16 protein-coding genes, 1 tRNA gene and 1 pseudogene are annotated in these 17,580 nt (G+C 58.3%); 10 read left to right on the forward strand and 8 right to left on the reverse strand.

The window, feature by feature from the left end; all coding sequences use genetic code 11:
* Positions 1-34: 34 nt before the first annotated feature.
* From UL81_RS00540 to UL81_RS00555, 4 genes are all read right to left on the reverse strand, one after another.
* Positions 35-1,999, reverse strand: coding sequence for a galactan 5-O-arabinofuranosyltransferase (locus tag UL81_RS00540; RefSeq protein ID WP_046453131.1), 1,965 nt, complete (start codon positions 1,997-1,999; stop codon positions 35-37).
* Between the two features lie 47 nt (positions 2,000-2,046).
* Positions 2,047-2,805, reverse strand: a complete 759-nt coding sequence (locus UL81_RS00545) for a decaprenylphospho-beta-D-erythro-pentofuranosid-2-ulose 2-reductase (RefSeq protein ID WP_035106033.1) — start codon at positions 2,803-2,805, stop codon at positions 2,047-2,049.
* 40 nt (positions 2,806-2,845) lie between these two features.
* Positions 2,846-4,261: an FAD-binding oxidoreductase gene (locus UL81_RS00550; protein ID WP_035106032.1), complete on the reverse strand. Its 1,416-nt coding sequence runs from the start codon at positions 4,259-4,261 to the stop codon at positions 2,846-2,848.
* Positions 4,262-4,446: 185 nt separating this feature from the next.
* Entirely contained in the window at positions 4,447-4,725 is a 279-nt protein-coding gene (locus tag UL81_RS00555; RefSeq protein WP_035106031.1) for a hypothetical protein, read from the reverse strand.
* A gap of 34 nt (positions 4,726-4,759) precedes the next feature.
* On the opposite strand from UL81_RS00555, the gene UL81_RS00560 reads away from it, so the two are divergent.
* Genes UL81_RS00560 through UL81_RS00575 form a run of 4 tightly spaced genes read left to right on the forward strand, consistent with a single transcriptional unit; the run spans position 4,760 to position 7,093 of the window.
* Entirely contained in the window at positions 4,760-5,197 is a 438-nt protein-coding gene (locus tag UL81_RS00560; RefSeq protein ID WP_035106030.1) for a hypothetical protein, read from the forward strand.
* A gap of 28 nt (positions 5,198-5,225) precedes the next feature.
* A complete protein-coding gene (locus tag UL81_RS00565) occupies positions 5,226-6,122 on the forward strand; it encodes a hypothetical protein (protein ID WP_035106029.1) in 897 nt (298 codons plus the stop codon).
* Positions 6,123-6,133: 11 nt separating this feature from the next.
* Positions 6,134-6,565, forward strand: coding sequence for a GtrA family protein (locus UL81_RS00570; protein WP_236684483.1), 432 nt, complete (start codon positions 6,134-6,136; stop codon positions 6,563-6,565).
* Positions 6,566-6,601: 36 nt separating this feature from the next.
* Positions 6,602-7,093, forward strand: coding sequence for a GtrA family protein (locus UL81_RS00575; RefSeq protein ID WP_035106028.1), 492 nt, complete (start codon positions 6,602-6,604; stop codon positions 7,091-7,093).
* An 18-nt stretch (positions 7,094-7,111) separates the two neighbouring features.
* Here UL81_RS00575 and glfT1 read toward each other — a convergent pair whose 3' ends face one another.
* Positions 7,112-8,023, reverse strand: coding sequence for a galactofuranosyltransferase GlfT1 (gene glfT1, locus UL81_RS00580; RefSeq protein WP_035106027.1), 912 nt, complete (start codon positions 8,021-8,023; stop codon positions 7,112-7,114).
* Positions 8,024-8,066: 43 nt separating this feature from the next.
* Here glfT1 and UL81_RS00585 point away from each other — a divergent pair, with 43 nt between their 5' ends.
* Complete coding sequence (locus tag UL81_RS00585; protein ID WP_046453132.1) at positions 8,067-8,804, forward strand: GNAT family N-acetyltransferase; 738 nt, start codon at positions 8,067-8,069, stop codon at positions 8,802-8,804.
* Here the strand turns inward: UL81_RS00585 and wzt are convergent.
* Together wzt and wzm are read right to left on the reverse strand one after the other, a co-directional pair.
* Positions 8,801-9,619, reverse strand: coding sequence for a galactan export ABC transporter ATP-binding subunit Wzt/RfbE (gene wzt / locus UL81_RS00590; RefSeq protein ID WP_046453133.1), 819 nt, complete (start codon positions 9,617-9,619; stop codon positions 8,801-8,803). The two genes, UL81_RS00585 and wzt, sit on opposite strands and share 4 nt — an antisense overlap.
* 12 nt (positions 9,620-9,631) lie before the next feature.
* Positions 9,632-10,483, reverse strand: coding sequence for a galactan export ABC transporter permease subunit Wzm/RfbD (gene wzm, locus UL81_RS00595; protein ID WP_081961498.1), 852 nt, complete (start codon positions 10,481-10,483; stop codon positions 9,632-9,634).
* A gap of 250 nt (positions 10,484-10,733) precedes the next feature.
* Between wzm and UL81_RS00600 the strand changes: the two genes are divergently transcribed.
* Positions 10,734-11,993, forward strand: coding sequence for an aminotransferase class V-fold PLP-dependent enzyme (locus UL81_RS00600; RefSeq protein ID WP_035106025.1), 1,260 nt, complete (start codon positions 10,734-10,736; stop codon positions 11,991-11,993).
* Here the strand turns inward: UL81_RS00600 and UL81_RS00605 are convergent.
* Positions 11,990-12,958 (reverse strand): NAD(P)H-quinone oxidoreductase, encoded by a 969-nt coding sequence (locus UL81_RS00605; protein WP_035106023.1) that lies wholly within the window; start codon positions 12,956-12,958, stop codon positions 11,990-11,992. The two genes, UL81_RS00600 and UL81_RS00605, sit on opposite strands and share 4 nt — an antisense overlap.
* 95 nt (positions 12,959-13,053) lie before the next feature.
* Here UL81_RS00605 and UL81_RS00610 point away from each other — a divergent pair.
* From UL81_RS00610 to UL81_RS11415, 4 genes and pseudogenes are all read left to right on the forward strand, one after another.
* A tRNA-Ser gene (locus tag UL81_RS00610) sits at positions 13,054-13,141 on the forward strand.
* A 978-nt stretch (positions 13,142-14,119) separates the two neighbouring features.
* Positions 14,120-15,586: pseudogene (locus tag UL81_RS00615) on the forward strand (SpaH/EbpB family LPXTG-anchored major pilin).
* 129 nt (positions 15,587-15,715) lie between these two features.
* Positions 15,716-16,723: a class C sortase gene (locus tag UL81_RS00620; protein ID WP_407921715.1), complete on the forward strand. Its 1,008-nt coding sequence runs from the start codon at positions 15,716-15,718 to the stop codon at positions 16,721-16,723.
* Positions 16,710-17,573 carry an LPXTG cell wall anchor domain-containing protein gene (locus UL81_RS11415; protein WP_052097752.1) on the forward strand — a complete coding sequence of 288 codons (864 nt, stop codon included), beginning with the start codon at positions 16,710-16,712 and terminating at the stop codon, positions 17,571-17,573. Before UL81_RS00620 ends, UL81_RS11415 begins: the two co-directional genes overlap by 14 nt.
* Positions 17,574-17,580 lie beyond the last annotated feature (7 nt).

Here is a 17,580-nt window from a genome sequence, read left to right on the forward strand (position 1 = left end):
CCGGCACTCACCGGCCGGGCGGGAGTCGAAAGTGTTATTTATCGCGAATAGCAAGCACGAATGGCCCAACTTGCTCCAGGGTGAAGCCTTCCTCGAAGACCTCCGGGTTGAAGAACACGGCGGTGTAGCGCACGTTCGGGTGATTCGGGTAGATGTCCTCGGCGAGGTGAAGCTTGAAGCCATCGCCCGGGTCTTCCACATCGCCGCGGAAGAGCAGAACGTCCGGGCCATTCCACTGGGTGGAATCAAGTGCCTCGCTGAACTCTTCTGGGGTTTGCTCCCACGAATCGGCAGCCCAGGTGCGAATCTGTTCGTTGCGGGTGGTGAACTCACCCAGCGGGTTGGCGTAGTGCGAGGTAAACGCGTTAAAGCCCCAGTAAGGGTTGTACGCCATGAATAGGTGCTCATCGGTGAGCACGGTGGTCTCGGTCGGCTCGTAACCGGCGGCATCGATAGCTGCGCGGATGTCCAGGTAATCGCGGGAGGAATCGCTGGTGTAGCGGTCGCCGCGCTCGCCGTAGCCATCGGTATCCATATAAGCGTGGTCGATGGCCTCTTCATTGGCTGCCGGAATCTGCTGCGCGTAGTAGATACCGCCCAGAGAGAGCACCATGACCAACACGACGGTGATCTGCTTGTTCAATCGGTTGCTGAAGCGGTCTGGGTAGAGCTTTTCGATGCCCACTAGGCGCAGCTCAGCCAGCGCCAAAATACCTGCGGTGGCCAGCTGGAGCACCACGATGACCTCCAAGCGGAAGCCCAGCAGGGTAGTACCGGCCAGGGTCATCGCCATGGAGGTGACAATCCAGATGTAGATGCCGAAGACCGAAAAGCCCAGCGCGCGGACTTCGCCGTCCTGCCAGCGCAGCACCAGGTAAATCAGGCCAATTAGGCACAGCAGGCCGATAACCGACACTGACAAGAAAGGTACGGGCAGCTGGGTGCCTTCCTTCGGCAGGAAGTGCTGGGCCACTGACTGTAGCGGCGCGTGGTGGCGGATTGCTTCAATGAGGTAAGGGGCCCACGCAATCGCGGCAATGGCCAGCGAGCCCACACCGACGATGACCAGGCGCAACACCGGGCGCCAGTCGCGATCGAAAAGGGCCATCACAATCGCGATGAGGCTGACCACCAGCAGCGATACCGCGCCAGTAAACAGCGTGTAGAAGGTGGCGGAAATGCCGAGGTAGAGCGTGATGCCCAGCATCGCAAAGCGGGAGCCCGTAAAGGCATGGGCACACAGCACCGCAATGGCAGGCACGCCCATGGCGATGACGGCGGAGTAGGGCTCTTCGGCAGCCAGGGTGAGCGTGACCGCGGTGGTGGTCAGCGCAATGGCCGTGGCCACCGGCAGGGAACCAGTCAGGTGCTGCCACAGGGGCACGAGAATACAGCCGGCCACCGCGATGGATACCAGCGCCCAGGGCTGATAGCCCTCCCAGCCGGGAACACCCAGCAGGTTGGCCATGCGACCGCCTAGCCAGAACCAGCCCAGCGGGTAGAAGGTCGGCATGCCCTCGTAGTTCATATCCGCATAGCTCGCCGACTCCGTCGTGCGAGTGAGAAATTGCGTGCGGAAGGTCTGGTCGACCTGGATGCCATCGAGCCACAAACGCGTAGCTGACAGTGGAATGCCCACCGAGGCCAGCACCAACAGCGCCGGGGACATATAGGTAAAGGCGTAGGTCAGCCAGGTACGCCACTTCGGGCGCGGTTTAGCATCGGGATAAGAATCGCGCAGCCAGAAAATAGCCAGCACGCCGACGACCAGCATGGTCAGCACGATGCCCAAGGTGGCGAGGGCACGGGTGACCAGGGAGGTACTAAAGGCAGGCAGGTCGACGCTGCGGAAGACCAACCAGCCCAGCACAGTAATAAAGCCGCCCCCGAGGGCGGCTGCGCCGATACCGAGCAGAGCTTGTGTGCGCGGAAGCCGGTCCACCTTGTATTCGGTGGTGAGGTCTGCGCGGATCGGCGACTGATATGCGGTGCTAGTCATGCCCTTTAGTTTCGCATAACTGCACGCGCCGTTGATAACAGGCGCGCCTAGAAGGGCAGCTTGCGGAAGATGGCCTGCGGAATGAACTTAAAGGCCAGCGACACATAACGGAAGAGCGGATGAACAAAGATATTGTCCTTGCCTTCCAGCACAGCGGAAACGGTTGCCTCAGCGACATCCTTGACGTCCACGGTCAGCGGTGCCTCGCCGGCATCGGCAGACATCTTGGTGCGGACCTGGCCCGGGCGTACGACGAGCACGTGGGCACCAGAATCGCGCAGGGCTTCGTTCAGGTTGACGAAGAAACCATCGACACCGGCCTTGGACGCGCCGTAAACGAAGTTGGAACGGCGCACGCGCATACCCGCGACAGAGGACAGCGCGACGATGGTGCCGTGGCCTTGCTGGCGGAAACGCTGACCCAGCAGCACACCAACGGAGACCGGTGCGGTGTAGTTGGTCTGTGCCGAAGCTACAGCCTTGGCCTGGTCCTGCCAGAGTTCTTCCTGGTCACCTAAGGTGCCAAAGGCAACGACGGCAATGTCGACATCGCCGCGCTCCCAGACCTTGTCGATGAGCTCTGGGTGCTTATCGAACTCAAAAGCATCAAAGTCCAGTACCTCAACGTCGGCGCCCGCAGCCGCGAGCTTCTCACGTGCGGCATCGATACGCGGCGAGGATGCACGCGATGCCAAGGTGACCTTGGCCGGACCGCGATGCAAGAACTCTTCTACGATGCCTAGACCAATTTCTGAGGTACCGCCCAGGAGCAAGATGTGCTGTGCCTGGCCTACTGCATTAAGCATGTTCTACCTTTCTAAAAAGTTGAAAAATTCGACTGCGCTATTAGCGCAGCTCCAGGCGACGCGACATATCGGAAGCAAAGACGCCGGTGGGGTCGATCTCATTGCGGGTCTGCAGCCAGCCTTCCAGGCCCGGGTACATCTGGTGGAAGTTTTCTGCAGAAGTACGCGATTCCTTAGCCAGGTACAGGCGGCCACCGAATTCCATCACGCGGCGGTCCAGGTCATCCAGGAAAGCGCCCAGACCCGGGCGGATCGGGAAGTCCACGCAGACATTCCAACCCGGCATCGGATAGGACAGCGGTGCACGGTTGCCCTCACCGAAGAGCTTGAACACGTTCAGCGCGGAGTAGTGACCGGAAGCCTGCATATCGCGGATGATCTGCTTGAAAGGCTCAACCGCTTCAGTCGGAACCACGAACTGATACTGCAAAAAGCCCTTGGAGCCATAGCCGCGGTTCCACTCACCAATCAGGTCGAGCGGCTGGTAGAACTGCGTCAAGTTCTTGACCTGGTTACGCGCCGGGGCGCCCATCATGTAGTAGGCCTCACCGATAGCGGATAAGGTCAGCTTGTTCATGGTCCAGGACGGGAAGATATCCGGCACGGTCATCAGCTGCGGGGCGTTGAACTTCAACGGGTCCTTCGCCAGCTTCGGTGCCAGTTCCTCGAGCTGGTCCAGGGTGGCCAAGCTACCGCGGGAAATCGTCGAGCGGCCCAGCTTCGGCTCCGGGGAAATCACATCGAACCAGGCAGAAGAGTAGGTGTAGTTGTGCTCCGAGCCATCGGAGTGGAATGCAATGGTCTCGTCCAGGTTGTCCGTGCGATCGGTATCCGCAATGAAGTAGGCGGTCTCCGTCTTGGTCATGCGGATCTTGGCACGCAGGATGATGCCGGTTAGACCCATGCCGCCCACGGTGGCCCAGAACAGGTCGCCGGATGGGTCATCGTCAGAGCCTTCTGGCTCGAGGTGGAGCACGCGGCCATCGGCAACCAGCAGCTCCATGGAGACCACATGGTCACCGAAAGAGCCTGCGGAGTGGTGATTCTTGCCGTGAATATCCGGACCAATGGCACCACCAATGGTGACCTGGCGAGTACCCGGCAGCACCGGAACCCACAGACCATAGGGGAGTGCCGCCTTCATCAGCTGGTCCAGGGTGACACCGCCATCCACATCGACCACAGCGGATTCTGGGTCAATGGAGTGGATCTTGTTTAGCGGCTGCATATCGATGACCAAACCGCCACCATTTTGTGCCGGGTCACCGTAGGAACGGCCCATGCCGCGGGCAATCACGCCGCGGCGCAGGTGCGAGGGCTTATCCGCGTTGTCTTCAGCCACCTGGCTGACGGCCTTCTTGATGACCTCAACGTCCTCGGTGGCCAGCACGTGCGCAGTCGAGGGGGCAGTACGGCCCCAGCCGTGCAGGGATTTTTCAGTGGTGTGTAATTCCATCTCAGATTTCTTTGCTCGACGGATAGTTCGATCCTTCAGCCTACCGCCGCCACGGCTGTACCCGCGCAAGCACGACCGTGAGTTTGTCAACACCCAGGAACTACTCAGACTCCAGCACCGCCGACAACTCCGCCCACAGCCAACGCAGCGCTGATTCCTCAGCAGTTGCTGCAGGTACGCCGGGACTAATACAAATCCATAATGTCGCGGATTTCGTCTGGCAGCTCTTCCTGGCTGGTGATTTCCGGGCCGTCGTACTCGCGCAAAATCTCATAAACCCTATTGCGCGAAGCAGAATCCAGAATCGGCAGCTCCTGGGCCATTAGGCGGGTCATGAACCCATCCAGTGGGGCAGAGGTGTGCTCGGTGGCCATGAAGTGGCCGGTGCGCAGGTCATCGTCGCTGCGGTCATCTTGGGCTGCCTGCTGGGCCGGGGTGAGGTGCTCGTTCTTAGAGGAGTACATGCAGGAGATCTTAGCGCCGCTTAGAGTGGGATCTATGACAAACAAGCAAGATAACTACGCCTTGGACGACACGCTCGAAGGCCGCATCACTCAAGCTGCCGCCCTGGGCGTGATGTTGTCCTACCCGGACTGGATCAAAAGTCCGACGACCCTGCGCGTGACCTATGGTCTTTCTTTCGCCGCTTTCGGTGCCCTGGTCGCTATCACCAATGCCCAAGACGAGGACGAAGTTGACGACGAAGCCGTCATCGAGCAAACCGCTGAGAACGAACCACAGCAGTGGGCCGTGGCCATCGGCACCGTGCTTGCTGTCATCCTGGGCCTGCTGGTCGGTAGAAGGCTCGCTGCCAAGCTGGCAGAACGCATGCGCAAGGAAGGTTTCCCGAAGCCGTGGACCTTACTCGGCGCGCTCGGCGCAACCCTTATTTTCTGGCTCTCCGAAGCTGAGGCCCGCCGCCACGCCACGGCCTAGTTGGTCAAACATGCGTAGGGTGGAACCCATGAACGCAGGGGTGACAGACATAGGCAGGGCGCGAGCCCGCCGTGAGAATGCCCCGATCACCTTGACGAGGGAACCACTCACCATCATCTGCCAGGTGGCCAACGTGCGCTCCGATGCGGAGGTCCTGCGTCAGATCGGTTTCTCCGATGCACTGACCTTCGATGAGCTCCACAACGTCATTGCCACCTGCTTTGGCTTCCCGGACGAAGATTCCCCCTGGCACTTCTATGAACATCGCGCCGCCCGCGGCGCCCGCATCGACCCGAAACACCAGGTCTCGGAGTTCCTGTGGAAAGAAGGCGACCAGATCGACTTCGTCTGGGGCCTGTGGGACTTCCAACTCGTTGTCGAAGAAATCTATCCCCGCGACGCCGGCACCCCGCGTGCCCTGTGCGTCGGCGGCGCCGGACGCCTCTTTGAGCACTTCGACATCACCGCCGTCAACGCCGAACTGACCGGCCAAGACACCATCGACGAAGTCTTATCCCAAGTCACCCGCCCCGCACGTCGGCTGATTGAGCGCTCCCAACTCTTCGACTTCGTGCCGCTGCTGCAAGCAATGGACTTCCAACGCGTCGTCCGGCTCGCACCCGACGTAGTACAGAAGCTCAAGACCCTTCCTAAAGAAACCACCGCCGAAGGCGAAGACGCCTTCTGGTCCATGGCCTTAGGCTTAGCGTGCATGGGCGGTGCGGAAATGACCGACTCGGTTATTAAAACCACCATGTCCGCACTCGGCTGGGTCGACGATGACGGCAAGGACCTGACCGGCGATGGCATCCGCACACTCTGCAAGGATTCTCTTGCCGTTTTAGAGGAGATCGGCGCCTATGGCACCTCGCCTTTGGCACCTGTCGATCGCCTCGACATTTACCGCGCGCTGTTACGCGGGTAGTCTATTGAGCCGTGACTAATACCCATAACGATGTTGAGGTGCGCTCCTCCTCGCTGAAAACGCAGATGTCACGGTTTATTGCCGTGGGCGTATTCACCGCAGCACTGGATTACAGCATCACCATGCTGCTGACCTACTTCGGCCTCCACCGCTCTGCGGCCAAGGCTGTCGGCTGGGTCTTCGGCACCATCGCGGCCTACCTGGCCAACGCGCGCTGGACCTTCGGCGCCAAAGTCGACGGCCGTACCGCCGTCACCGTCGGCATACTCTATGCCACGACCTTCTTTGTGCAGAACGTCTTGTACTGGCTGCTCAACAACCCCCTGATCGCCTTAGGCCTGGAAGGCGGCTGGAAAGACACCGTCGCCTTCGTCATCGCCCAAGGCGTTGCCACCATCACTAACTTCGTCATCCAGCGCCTGTTCATCTTCAAAGCCAAGTAAGAACTCAAACCAGCCAGCACATCCACAAAGGAATCTATGAGCCCTAAGTTCAACGACGCCGCCGGACGCCTGTCGCGTTCTGATTCCTTACGCGCTCAAAGCACCAAATTCGCCATTACTGGTGTCATCTCGGCGATCGTGGATGTCTCTATCACCTGGATCATGCAGCTGGGACTGGGCATCCTGGACAAAAACGGTGCCCGCGCCGCCGGCTTCATCGTCGGCACCACCGTGGCGTACTTGCTCAACCGCCGCTGGACCTTCCACGCCCAAGCATCCAAACGACGCTTCGCCGCCGTTGCCCTAATTTATGGCGTCACCTTCGCGGTGAACATGCTGATGTACAACCGGCTCTTCGACTTCTTCGACGACCGTTGGGGCTGGGATTCCAACATCTCACTGGTGCTGGCCTTCATCATCGCCCAAGGCACTGCCACCGTGGCTAACTTCCTGGTGCAACGCTGGATCATCTTCCGCAAAAAGGGCAAGAAGAAGACAAAAATCATCGACCAAGGCGAGCCCGCCTAAGGGCTAAACCCTCAAGAACTAATTCGGCCTACGGAAATCTTCCTTCCGGCCTCGGTTGTGCAGGCGCAGCCACTCCAAGAACCCTTTCGGGTCGTGCTGCTGGACGATGAAGAACCAGCCAAAGCGCGCAAACTCCTGCGGTAGCAGCTTGCGCATGCCGCGCTGCCACAGCAGGTAGCCGCGATTGCGGTAGGTAAAGAAGCGCTTGAATTCGCCATCCGGGTACTGGGTATGCATCTTGCCGCCCAGAATTGGCTTGAACTCATCCGAGCCATCCGGGTGCAGATAGCTCGTGGTCAGTGCCGTGCCGAAGTTCAGACCAGCATTGACAATACGACGGTGGTATTCCACCTCGTCACCACGGATGAACAGGCGATAATCGGGCACACCGATTACTTCCATCGCGGTGGCCGAAATCAGCGCACCATTAAATAACGAAGCAATACCGGGCAGGAAGTCACCTTCCAGCTCACTCATGTAGCGACGCCACACCAATCCCTGGCGTAGCGGAAACGCCAAGCGCGCTGGCTCATCGATGTTGCACACCGCAGGTGAGACCTCATCCAGACCGTGCTTCTCGGCTACCCGGTAGAGCTCTGCCAGCACCGCGGAATCAGCCGGACGACCATCATCATCAGCACACCAAATGGCATCCGCGCCCAAAGACAGCGCGTACAAAAAGCCGAGTGCAAAGCCACCTGCACCACCCAGGTTCGTCCGGGACGGGACATACACGGCACGCTCACCGGCGAGTTCTTCCACTAGCTCACGCACGGCATCTTCGGCGCCGTTATCGACCACAATCACCCATTGGACGGGATGAGTTTGGTTCACAACCTGCTCTAATGAGGCACGCAGCAACTCCACGCGCTGGTGGGTAACGATTACCGCGGCAGTAGTTCCGCTGCTTTGCAGAGGGGTGACAGTCATGGTGACTATTCTGCCATTCACCCATCCGGATTAGGCTTTGGACATGGACTTCCACACAGAGCACCCCACCCTAAGCCAGCTGTGGCCCCCATTCGGCCTGGAGGTTGTCGCATATCGCGACAACAATCACCATGACAACGACCAATATCAAGAACTTCGTCTAAGAATCATGCGTGACGACGACATCGCCGCCCTCAACGGTGCCACCCCGCACGACATCTACGGCCCTGGCATTCCGCCCTATGCGTTCCCCTGGCTTTACGATGCCGACCCGCTCAACTCCGCCCGCTTCCGCTGGCAGCACCGCATCGACGCCAGTCCTCAAGAGTGGTCCTTAGACTTCGTCGTGGCCATCAAGCACCAAGAACAAGAGGCCAAAGAAGAACAAGAGACCATCATCGGTGTGGTCGATTGCCGCGCCAGCAACTTCGCCACCACTCGTCAGGTCAGCACCGGCTCATGGATTTACTACGACTACCAAGGCTGCGGCTACGGCACGCTCATGCGGGAAGCTATCGCTGATTTCTGCTTCGACCACCTACACACCACGACACTGCATAGCGCCTGGCACCCCGAGAACGCCGCCTCAGCACGGGTGTCGGAGAAACTCGGCTACCAGACCATAGACAGCACCAACACCGCGGCCTTTGGGCCGAATGGTGTCGAAGGACCGCTTAAAGAAGCAGTGCTGCGCAAAGAGAATTACAAGTCCAGAATCACAACCACGGTCACCGGCTGCACGCCCGAACTGCGCGCCCTCCTGGGCGCCGACGAAATTTAAGCCTCCGGCTCAGAGCTGCCAGTGTTGTCTTCGGCTTCGAAGTGCTTGCGCAGCTCGCGCACGTGATGGCCCACCTCAGGGCCTTCGTATTCACCGACGACGTCAGCGACTTCGCCGACGGAGCGAATCTGGCCGTGGTCAATCCACAGCGCGGTGTTACACAGCTGGGCCAGGAAGTCATTGGAGTGGGAAGCGAAGACCAGGATGCCGGAGCGCTTCACCAGTTCTTGCAGGCGCACGCGGGCCTTAGCCATAAACGCGGCGTCCACGGCGCCAATGCCTTCGTCGAGTAGCAGAATTTCCGGCTCAATAGAGGTCACAACGCCAAGGGCGAGACGCACGCGCATACCAGTCGAATAGGTACGCAGCGGCATGGCCAGGTAGTCACCGAGTTCGGAAAACTCAGCGATCTCATCCATCTTGTTTTTCATCTGCTTGATGGTCTGGCCCAAGAAGAGACCGCGGATGATGATGTTGTCGTAGCCGGAGACCTCCGGGTCCATGCCCACGCCGAGGTCGAAGACCGGTGCCACACGACCGTGTACTTCCGAGGAACCACGAGTGGGCTCATAAATACCGGACAGCAGGCGCAGCAGCGTCGACTTACCAGCACCGTTGTGGCCGACTAGGCCCACACGGTCGCCTTCGCGCAAGTGCAGGTTGATGTCTTTGAGTGCTTCCACCACGACGGTGTTGTTGTCCGTCTTGCCAATGGCACCGCCAGCCGACGACAGCACAGCCTTCTTCAGCGAACGCGACTTCGCATCGAAGATAGGGAAGTCCACACAGGCGTTATACGTATCGATAGAAACCATGAGTAATCCCCCTTAGACCCAGTAGCTCACACGGAAGCGCCACTTGCGCATAGCCAGCAGGGTGATGAGAACGCCGACGACGGTACAAGCAATCACGATCCACCAGTGGTAGGTTGCTACCGGCTCACCAATCATGGGCGCGCGGACAACTTCCAGATAGTGGTAGAGCGGATTGATCTCTGCCAGGCGAGCTCGCTCAGAGACAGCGCCGCCCTGCTCGTGCAGAGTCTTGGTCATCCACACAATCGGGGTGACGTAGAACAGCAGCTGAGTCAGTGCTTCTAGCAGCGGAGCAACATCGCGGAAGCGGGTAGCGACGATGCCAAAGAACATCGTGACCCACACACCGTTAATAATCAGCAAGAACAATCCTGGGATGAACAGGAAGAACTCCCAGCCCAGGTTGCGCGGGAAGATGAGAATCAGCAGCACCCAGATGACCATGTTGTGGGCCAAAAACAGAGTCTGCCGCCACACCAGGCGATACACGTGTACTGACAAAGCTGCAGGTAGCTGCTTAATTAGGCCTTCATTCTCGATGAAGATGGTCGAGCCATCCTTAATTGCACCAGAGATGAAGTTCCACATAATCAGACCCACCGTGACGTGCGGCAAGAACTCCGCGACGGGGATCTGGAACAGCATCGAGTACAACAAGCCCAGGGCCAGCGCCATGACACCGGTAGCAATGGTGATCCACAGCGGACCGAGCACCGAACGACGATAGCGTTGCTTGATGTCTTGAAGGCCCAGCATGAACCACAGCTCGCGCTGCTTTGCGCCCTGGATGAGGTCACGGAACGCTGCCCCGATGGTCATCGACTTCGATGCCGGGGTCTCGCCCTCCTCAGGCGCGGAGGTCATGCGGGCGATATCTGCCTGCAGTGAGTTGTTCTCTTGCACGCACAACACCTTAGCGCGCAAGCCAGAAATCCCTGAAAGGCACGCCGCCGCCCCCTGTGCGCCGCTGCTCACTCTGAGAGAAAACTATAGGGATAAAGTGCGATTATCCAGGGAAAATTAAGATTTGGGTATCAGTGTATGAACACGTATAGAGTAGGAAAGCGATTGGCTATTTGGCTAGAGAACTTCAGGTTGGGAAGGACGAAAAAGCATGCCGCAAGGGTTGCCTGCTGCGTATGACGTAGCTGCCGTACGTGGCCTCTACACGGGGCTGACTGAAGGCGGGTGGACCTACCTGAATGCGCACGCGGCACCGCAAGTTGCTGAGCGCGTGAGTGCCGGTGTTGCACGTTCCTTCCGCATGTCGACCGCCGTGGCAGTCCAGGAGGCTTCCGCCGGCGCGCACTCCGCACAGTTGCGTCCGGGCCTGCTGGAAGGCGATTTGGCCTTCGAGTCCGCGCGCCGGGCTGTGGCCGATATCTGCGGCGCTAAGGCTGACACCGTGGTCTTGGGCCCCTCCCTGCCGGTGCTCTACCAGTCGCTGGCCCGCGCCTTGGGCCCGCTGGTGCGCCGTAATTCTTCGGTGGTGCTGTCCAAGCTGGATCCTCCAGCGCTCTACTCGGCCTTTACTGAGGTTGATGCTGAGGTCCGCTGGGCTCAACCTGATTTGGGCACCGGTGAGCTGCCTGCGTTCCAGTACGCAGAGCTTGTCGATGGCTCCACCCGCCTCGTCTCTTTCTCCGCCGCCCATGAACTTTTGGGCACCGTCACCCCGACGAAGGAGATCATCGAGAAAGTTCGCAGCCGCTCCCGCGCCTGGACCCTGCTGGACGTCACCGCGCTCGCGCCGTACCGGCCTATCGAGTTCGGCGACCTCGGCGCCGACATCTTAGGCCTGGATCTCAGCCAACTCGGCGGGCCGCAGATGGCAGCCTTGGTCTTCCGCGATACCGCGATGTTCCGTCGCCTCGATGCCTTAAGCCCGGTTAATTCTGAACACACCGCACAAAAGATTGAGACTCCCGTCTCCTGTGGTTTGGCCGGCGGCGTGGGCCCACTAGCCGACCACCTTGCTTCCTTAGCTGGCGGTGACCGCGGCTCTCGGCGTGTCCGTCTGCACCGCTCCATGGAGTCCACGCAGACCTACATGGATGAGCTAGCACGCGACCTGTACTTCTACTTGGACACGCTGACTGCGGTACACATCATCGGCGTGACCGGCGAAGCAGCCGCAGGCGCATCCGAGGATCGCATCCCACGCCTGACCTTCGCCGTCAACGGTGTACCAGCAGCCACTGTGCACCAGCGTCTCTTTGACAATGGCTTGGTGACCACCCTGGCTCCGTCGACCCCACTGCTTACCGAGATGGGCGTCGACGAAATCGGCGGCGCCGTCACCGTTGCCTTAGGACCGTTTAACACCTACCACGACATTGAACACTTGGTTCGCGTCGTGGCATCGCTGGCTTAAGACTCCTCAGCGACAGTTAACACCAAAGTGCCGGTGACTTCACCGGAATCCAGTGCTTCGTGTGCCTTGGCAGCTTCTGCCAGTGGGTACGTGCCGTGCAGGTGGTGCTTGACGGTCCCGTCCTCCAGCCATGGCCACACGTGCTTGACGGTATCGGCGACGATTTCTGCCTTGGCCTCCGGGCTACGTGAACGCAGCGTCGTACCCTGCACGGTCAGACGCTTGGAGGTCAGCACACCGAGGTTAATCTCAGCCTTGGTACCGCCTTGCATACCGATGATGACCATGTGGCCATCCTTCGCCAGCGCCTTGAGGTTCTGCTTGAGGTACTTCGCACCAATGATGTCGAGAAGCACATCGCAGCTGTTCTTCAACTCTTCTGCGAAGTCTTGCTCGCGGTAGTTGATGAGGATATCCGCACCGTACTTACGGCAGGTCTCCAACTTCTCTTCGGAGCCAGCAGTAACCGCCACCTTGGCGCCGAGCGCCTTAGCGACCTGAATAGCAAACGTGCCGATACCACCAGCACCACCGTGAATCAGTACGGTCTGTCCCTCGTGGAGACCAGCCTCCATGACCAGGTTGGACCAGACAGTGCAGGCAACCTCAATAACGGATGCTGCCTCAGTCAGGGAGTAGCCCTCCGGGATGGGCAGAAGCTGGCCTGCCGGCACAGCAACGTACTCGGCATAAGCACCACCGGATAGCAGCGCGCCAACCTTGTCGCCAACCTGGTAGTCAGTATCGCCAGCATCCTCGATGGTGCCGGTGCACTCCAGACCAATGATCTCGGAAGCACCTGGTGGCGGCGGATACGCACCGCGTGCCTGCAGAAGGTCTGCGCGGTTCACACCAGCAGCATGAATTTTGATGAGTACCTCACCAGAAGAAAGCTCCGGCTTGTCTACGTCACCAAGCTCGAGGGAACGGGGATCGTCAGTGTCAATTTGTTGAATAGCTCTCATGCCCTTCCACCGTACCTACCGTTTTCTAGCTTGGAAGGGCACTCGGGTAAGCTGTCAGGCGTTGCGCTACCTGCAGATGCAGTCCCAGCGCACCAGGAGATGTGGCAGAGCGGCCGAATGCACTGGTCTTGAAAACCAGCGAGGGTTACACCTCCGCGGGTTCAAATCCCGCCATCTCCGCCAACCAAATCGGTACCAACCGACTCCACCGGCGAGCAGAACGCTGAGAAATCAGTGAGGTGCTCGTCGGTTTCTTAGTTTTCGGGGATTGAGCGCGGTCAGGTGAACCGAAATGGCAGTGATTAATGCCCGGGAGGCGAGGGAGCTAGATGAAATCGATTTCTGAATAGGCTCCCAAATCTAATTTGGCCTAGAAATATGTGAGACGTCACCTAACTGCGAAATAATTATCATTTTCCAGTGGAAATGTTGAACAAATCGGTGATAATTTAATTCCGCTGACACGTGCATAAATAATTAAGCTGAGGAATTTCAAGATTAGGCCCTGAAAGGTTGCAGGGCCCATTTCTGGATTAGCTTTAATGTTTTAATTTTCTCACCAGGACTGAATCGTAAAAGTAGTCGATCTATCAACAACAAAAGTATGACTTCTTGCGGGGGTAGGGGGTGATGTATGCCGTATCAGCGTTTTTCCAGGTGGATGAAACTTAAAGAATCCTTAAGGAATGTTGGGTTGGAATTAGAATTAAGCGCATCCTAGACATAAGGAAAATTTATTACGCAGTCCTAGGTGTGCGCTGTGCGTAGTCACCCGGGGTGAGGTGACGATAGCTAGGTATCAGCCAATCAGAAGTGGCTATACCACTGCCATGTTGCAGTTCAATACGAAGCGCTGCCCTAAGGGGGGCAAGCGCTTCCCCACGGATCCGTCATCTTGTTAAGGAGATTGCCCTCGTTGGCTCCCCAAAGCTTGAGGCTCAGTATCTAAACAACTCTCAGGTATTTTCTGGCCACAGTTTGCCTGCTGACCAAGGCCAGAACGGGGAATAGCACGATGTTCAACCGACCTAGGCAGCGCGATGGGCCACTGGATCTACGACTGCCGATTCCCCCTAATGTTCCCGAGCGATTGCAGTCACAGTGGCGCTTCTGCTCATCTCCACTCAACTTCTTTGTTGCACTTAGCTGAAAGGAAGCACCATGCAACGCACTAAGACTTACTCCAAGAAGACCGCAGCTGTCTCCGCAGCATTCGCTGTAGCCCTGTCCACCGGCGCCTTCGGTATGGCCATCAACGAAGCTCCACAGGCCGCCGCCCAGAGCGTCTCCACCATCGACGACACTCAGCAGCTGAACCTGAACCTGCACAAGCGAATTGGTGCTGAGACCGATCAGCAGGCGACCGGTGAAGTCATGGAAAACGTTCCAGGCACCGCTGTTGAGGGCGTCGAGTACACGCTCGAACTGGTTCGCCCACTGAACACCGCTGCTGACTGGCAAGCTGCCGCAGGCATTACCAATGCTAGCGAGGCAACTGCTTGGGAAGGCGAAGGTGCGATCCCTGCCCGGACTGCCGTGACCAACGACGCAGGTCTTGCGAATTTCACTAACCTGCCAAAGGGCCTGTACAAGGTCTCTGAGACCGCAGTTCCTGAAAACTCTGGCCTGGTCCCAGGCCAGCCGTTCCTGGTCTACCTGCCAATGACCAACCCGGATAACAATGGCTGGATCTACGATGTCCACGCCTACCCGAAGAACTCCGAGGTCACCATCGAGAAGACCGTTGAAGATATCAACGCTCAGGCCGGCCAGGACTACAACTAAACCATCACCACCGGCGTGCCATCCGGCACTTTGACCAAGTACAACGTTCAGGATGAGCTGCATGAGGCTCTCGATGCAGCTGGTGCTGAGATCACGGTTGCGATCCAGGATGGTGCAACACTGACCGCGGGCACCCACTACAACGTCTCGATTACCGGCCAGAACATCCTGGTTGAATTTACCCAGGCAGGCTTCGACGCCATCGAGGCTGGCGATCTGGTGGAGACCACCATCACGACTCGTACGACCGAGGCTGTTCAGCACATTCCGAACGACGCGACCCTGATCGTCAACAACGGCTCCGGCGACACCGAGACCACCTCTGACGACGTTCACACCTACTGGGGCAACCTGAACATCAACAAGATCGACGGTGACTCCGAGGCTCCTCTGGAAGGCGCAGTCTTCCAGCTGCTGCAGTGCCAGGCAGAGGGCGATGGTTGGGTGCAGGTTGACGGCACCGAGCCGCTGAACGTTAACGGTCAGACCGAGTGGACCACCGATGCGGACGGTGCGGTGACCATCTCCGGTATCCACGTCACTGATTACGCTAACAACGCTGACGACACCACCGTTGATTACTGCCTGCTGGAGACCGATGCTCCAGACGGCTACGTCGGCAACGATGCTCTGGTTCACTTCGAGCTGAACCGCGGCGACGTTGACCCTGAGACCGGCGCACCAACCGCACAGATCCAGTACACCGCAACCATCGAAAACTTCACCGACGAGAACCGCTTGCCGAACACCGGTGGCATGGGTGTTGGCCTGCTCATCGCTCTGGGCGCGCTGATTATCGGTGGCGGTGCATACGCTGCACGTCGCAACTCTGCTAAGGCCTAAGCCTTGCTCGTAGTGCAGCTTCCGCATTACATATTTGGCTGAGCCCCTAGTTGGGCTTAGCCCCTCCCCGGGGAGGTGCCCCGGCACTTTTTGAATTACATAATTTCATTACTCATTTGAGGAGTACACATGACCATGACTATGCCTGGTGGCGAGCCAAACCGGCGCTCCGGTTCGGGGGCCACGGCAGTCAAGGCGAGGCATGCCAAGAAAGAAGAGATGTCGCTGTTCCGACGTGTCTTCCTTCCGGTATTGCTGATCCTCGTCGGTCTATCAGTCATGTTGTACCCGGTTGTAGCTACGCAGTGGAACAACCATGTACAGCGGCAAATTGCTGACCGCTATGACGAGTCGATGCGTGAACAGCAGGAAAATGATCCTGAAGCATTGATTCGTGCAGTTGAAGAAGCGCGTGAATACAACGCCGCGAACAAGGGCGGTCCGATTCTGGACCCTTGGCTGGCACGCGTGAGCAAAGACAACGAAGCTTACCAGGAGTATCTTGACCACTTGAAGGGGGCTTCGGCGATGAGCCAGGTAACCATTCCGTCAATTGACTCTAAGTTGCCGGTCTATCACGGTACGGATGAAGAGACTCTCCAAAAGGGCTTAGGCCATCTGTTTGGTAGTGCCTTGCCTGTCGGTGGCGAAGGTAACCACACCGTGATTACCGGTCATACCGGCCTGACGAATGCCACGTTGTGGGACAATCTCATCGACGTTAAAGAAGGCGATGCGATTTACGTCAGCACCTTCGGCGAAAAGATGAAGTACGAGGTCTATGACATCGATGTCGTCTTGCCGGAGGAAACAGATTCGCTGGGTGACCAAGAAGGCCGCGACCTGCTCACCCTTATTACTTGTACCCCGTATGGCATTAATACCCACCGTCTGCTGGTGCACGCAGAACGCGTACCAATGGATGAAGAAGACCTGCAGGCTTTGGAAGATGCCTCTGGCTTCAAGATGCAGTGGTGGATGTGGCTGGTTGTTGCTGCTGCGGCACTCGTGCTGTTGCTGCTGATCTGGTGGATCCGCCGTCAGGCAAAGAAGAATAAGTCTGAAGAAGACGCAGCTGAAGCCAATGACGAAGCTGCAGAGGCTGAAGCTGGGGCAGAAATCGATGAAGAAAACTAAGCTTGTCGCGGCAGCATTAGCCGTAGCACTCATGGTGCCGCCAGTCGCATCAGCGGATAATCGGACTGTCACTGGCAACATCACTCAGCTGTCCGTATCAGATATCGATGGCTCTCGAACTGTAGATTTGGTTATCTACAAGTCCGAGAAGAACCCTTATGACGATGTTCCACCGGGTCAACTACCAGATGGTGGATTGGCTGGATTCACGTTCAGTCTGGAACGTGTTGCTGGCGTAGACCTCACCACGCAGGCTGGTTGGGATATGGTCGAAAGCTTTAAGGCTTCTGACGGTAAGCCGGAAACTGTCGGCCCGACCTACACCGCAGTAACCAATGAACGTGGTGCAGCATTCTTCGAAGGTTTGCCGATTGGTCTGTACTACGTGACCGAAACCCCACCGGATATTCCAGGTTTCACCTGGCGTTACGGTTCGCCGTTCTTCATTACCCTTCCACTTGGTGATGTCTACAGCGACGGCTGGGACTACGAAGCAGAGATGATCGCTAAGTCGGACTTGACTGGTAAGCCGGGCGAGCCGGATGATCCAGATGGGCCACCGCCAACGACACCGGATGAGCCAGGTGAGCCTGGAGATCCCGATGATCCACCACCAGGCGATCCTTCGGAACCGCCAAGCACGACTGAACCACCAGAGCCGGGTGAACCTGGCGAACCAGGAACACCACCAGGCACTCCGGGTGAGCCTGGAGATCCCCCGCGCGAACCTGGTCTACCGCGATTGGCAGAAACCGGTGCCAGCGTCATCGCTATCGCGATTGCTGGTTTGGCACTCGTACTTTTCGGTGGATTCCTGTTGCGACGCCGTCGCGAAGAACCAGAATCCTAAGCAGACC

Origin of the sequence: Corynebacterium camporealensis, assembly GCF_000980815.1 — a bacterium.
In the GTDB taxonomy this organism is placed as follows: domain Bacteria; phylum Actinomycetota; class Actinomycetes; order Mycobacteriales; family Mycobacteriaceae; genus Corynebacterium; species Corynebacterium camporealense.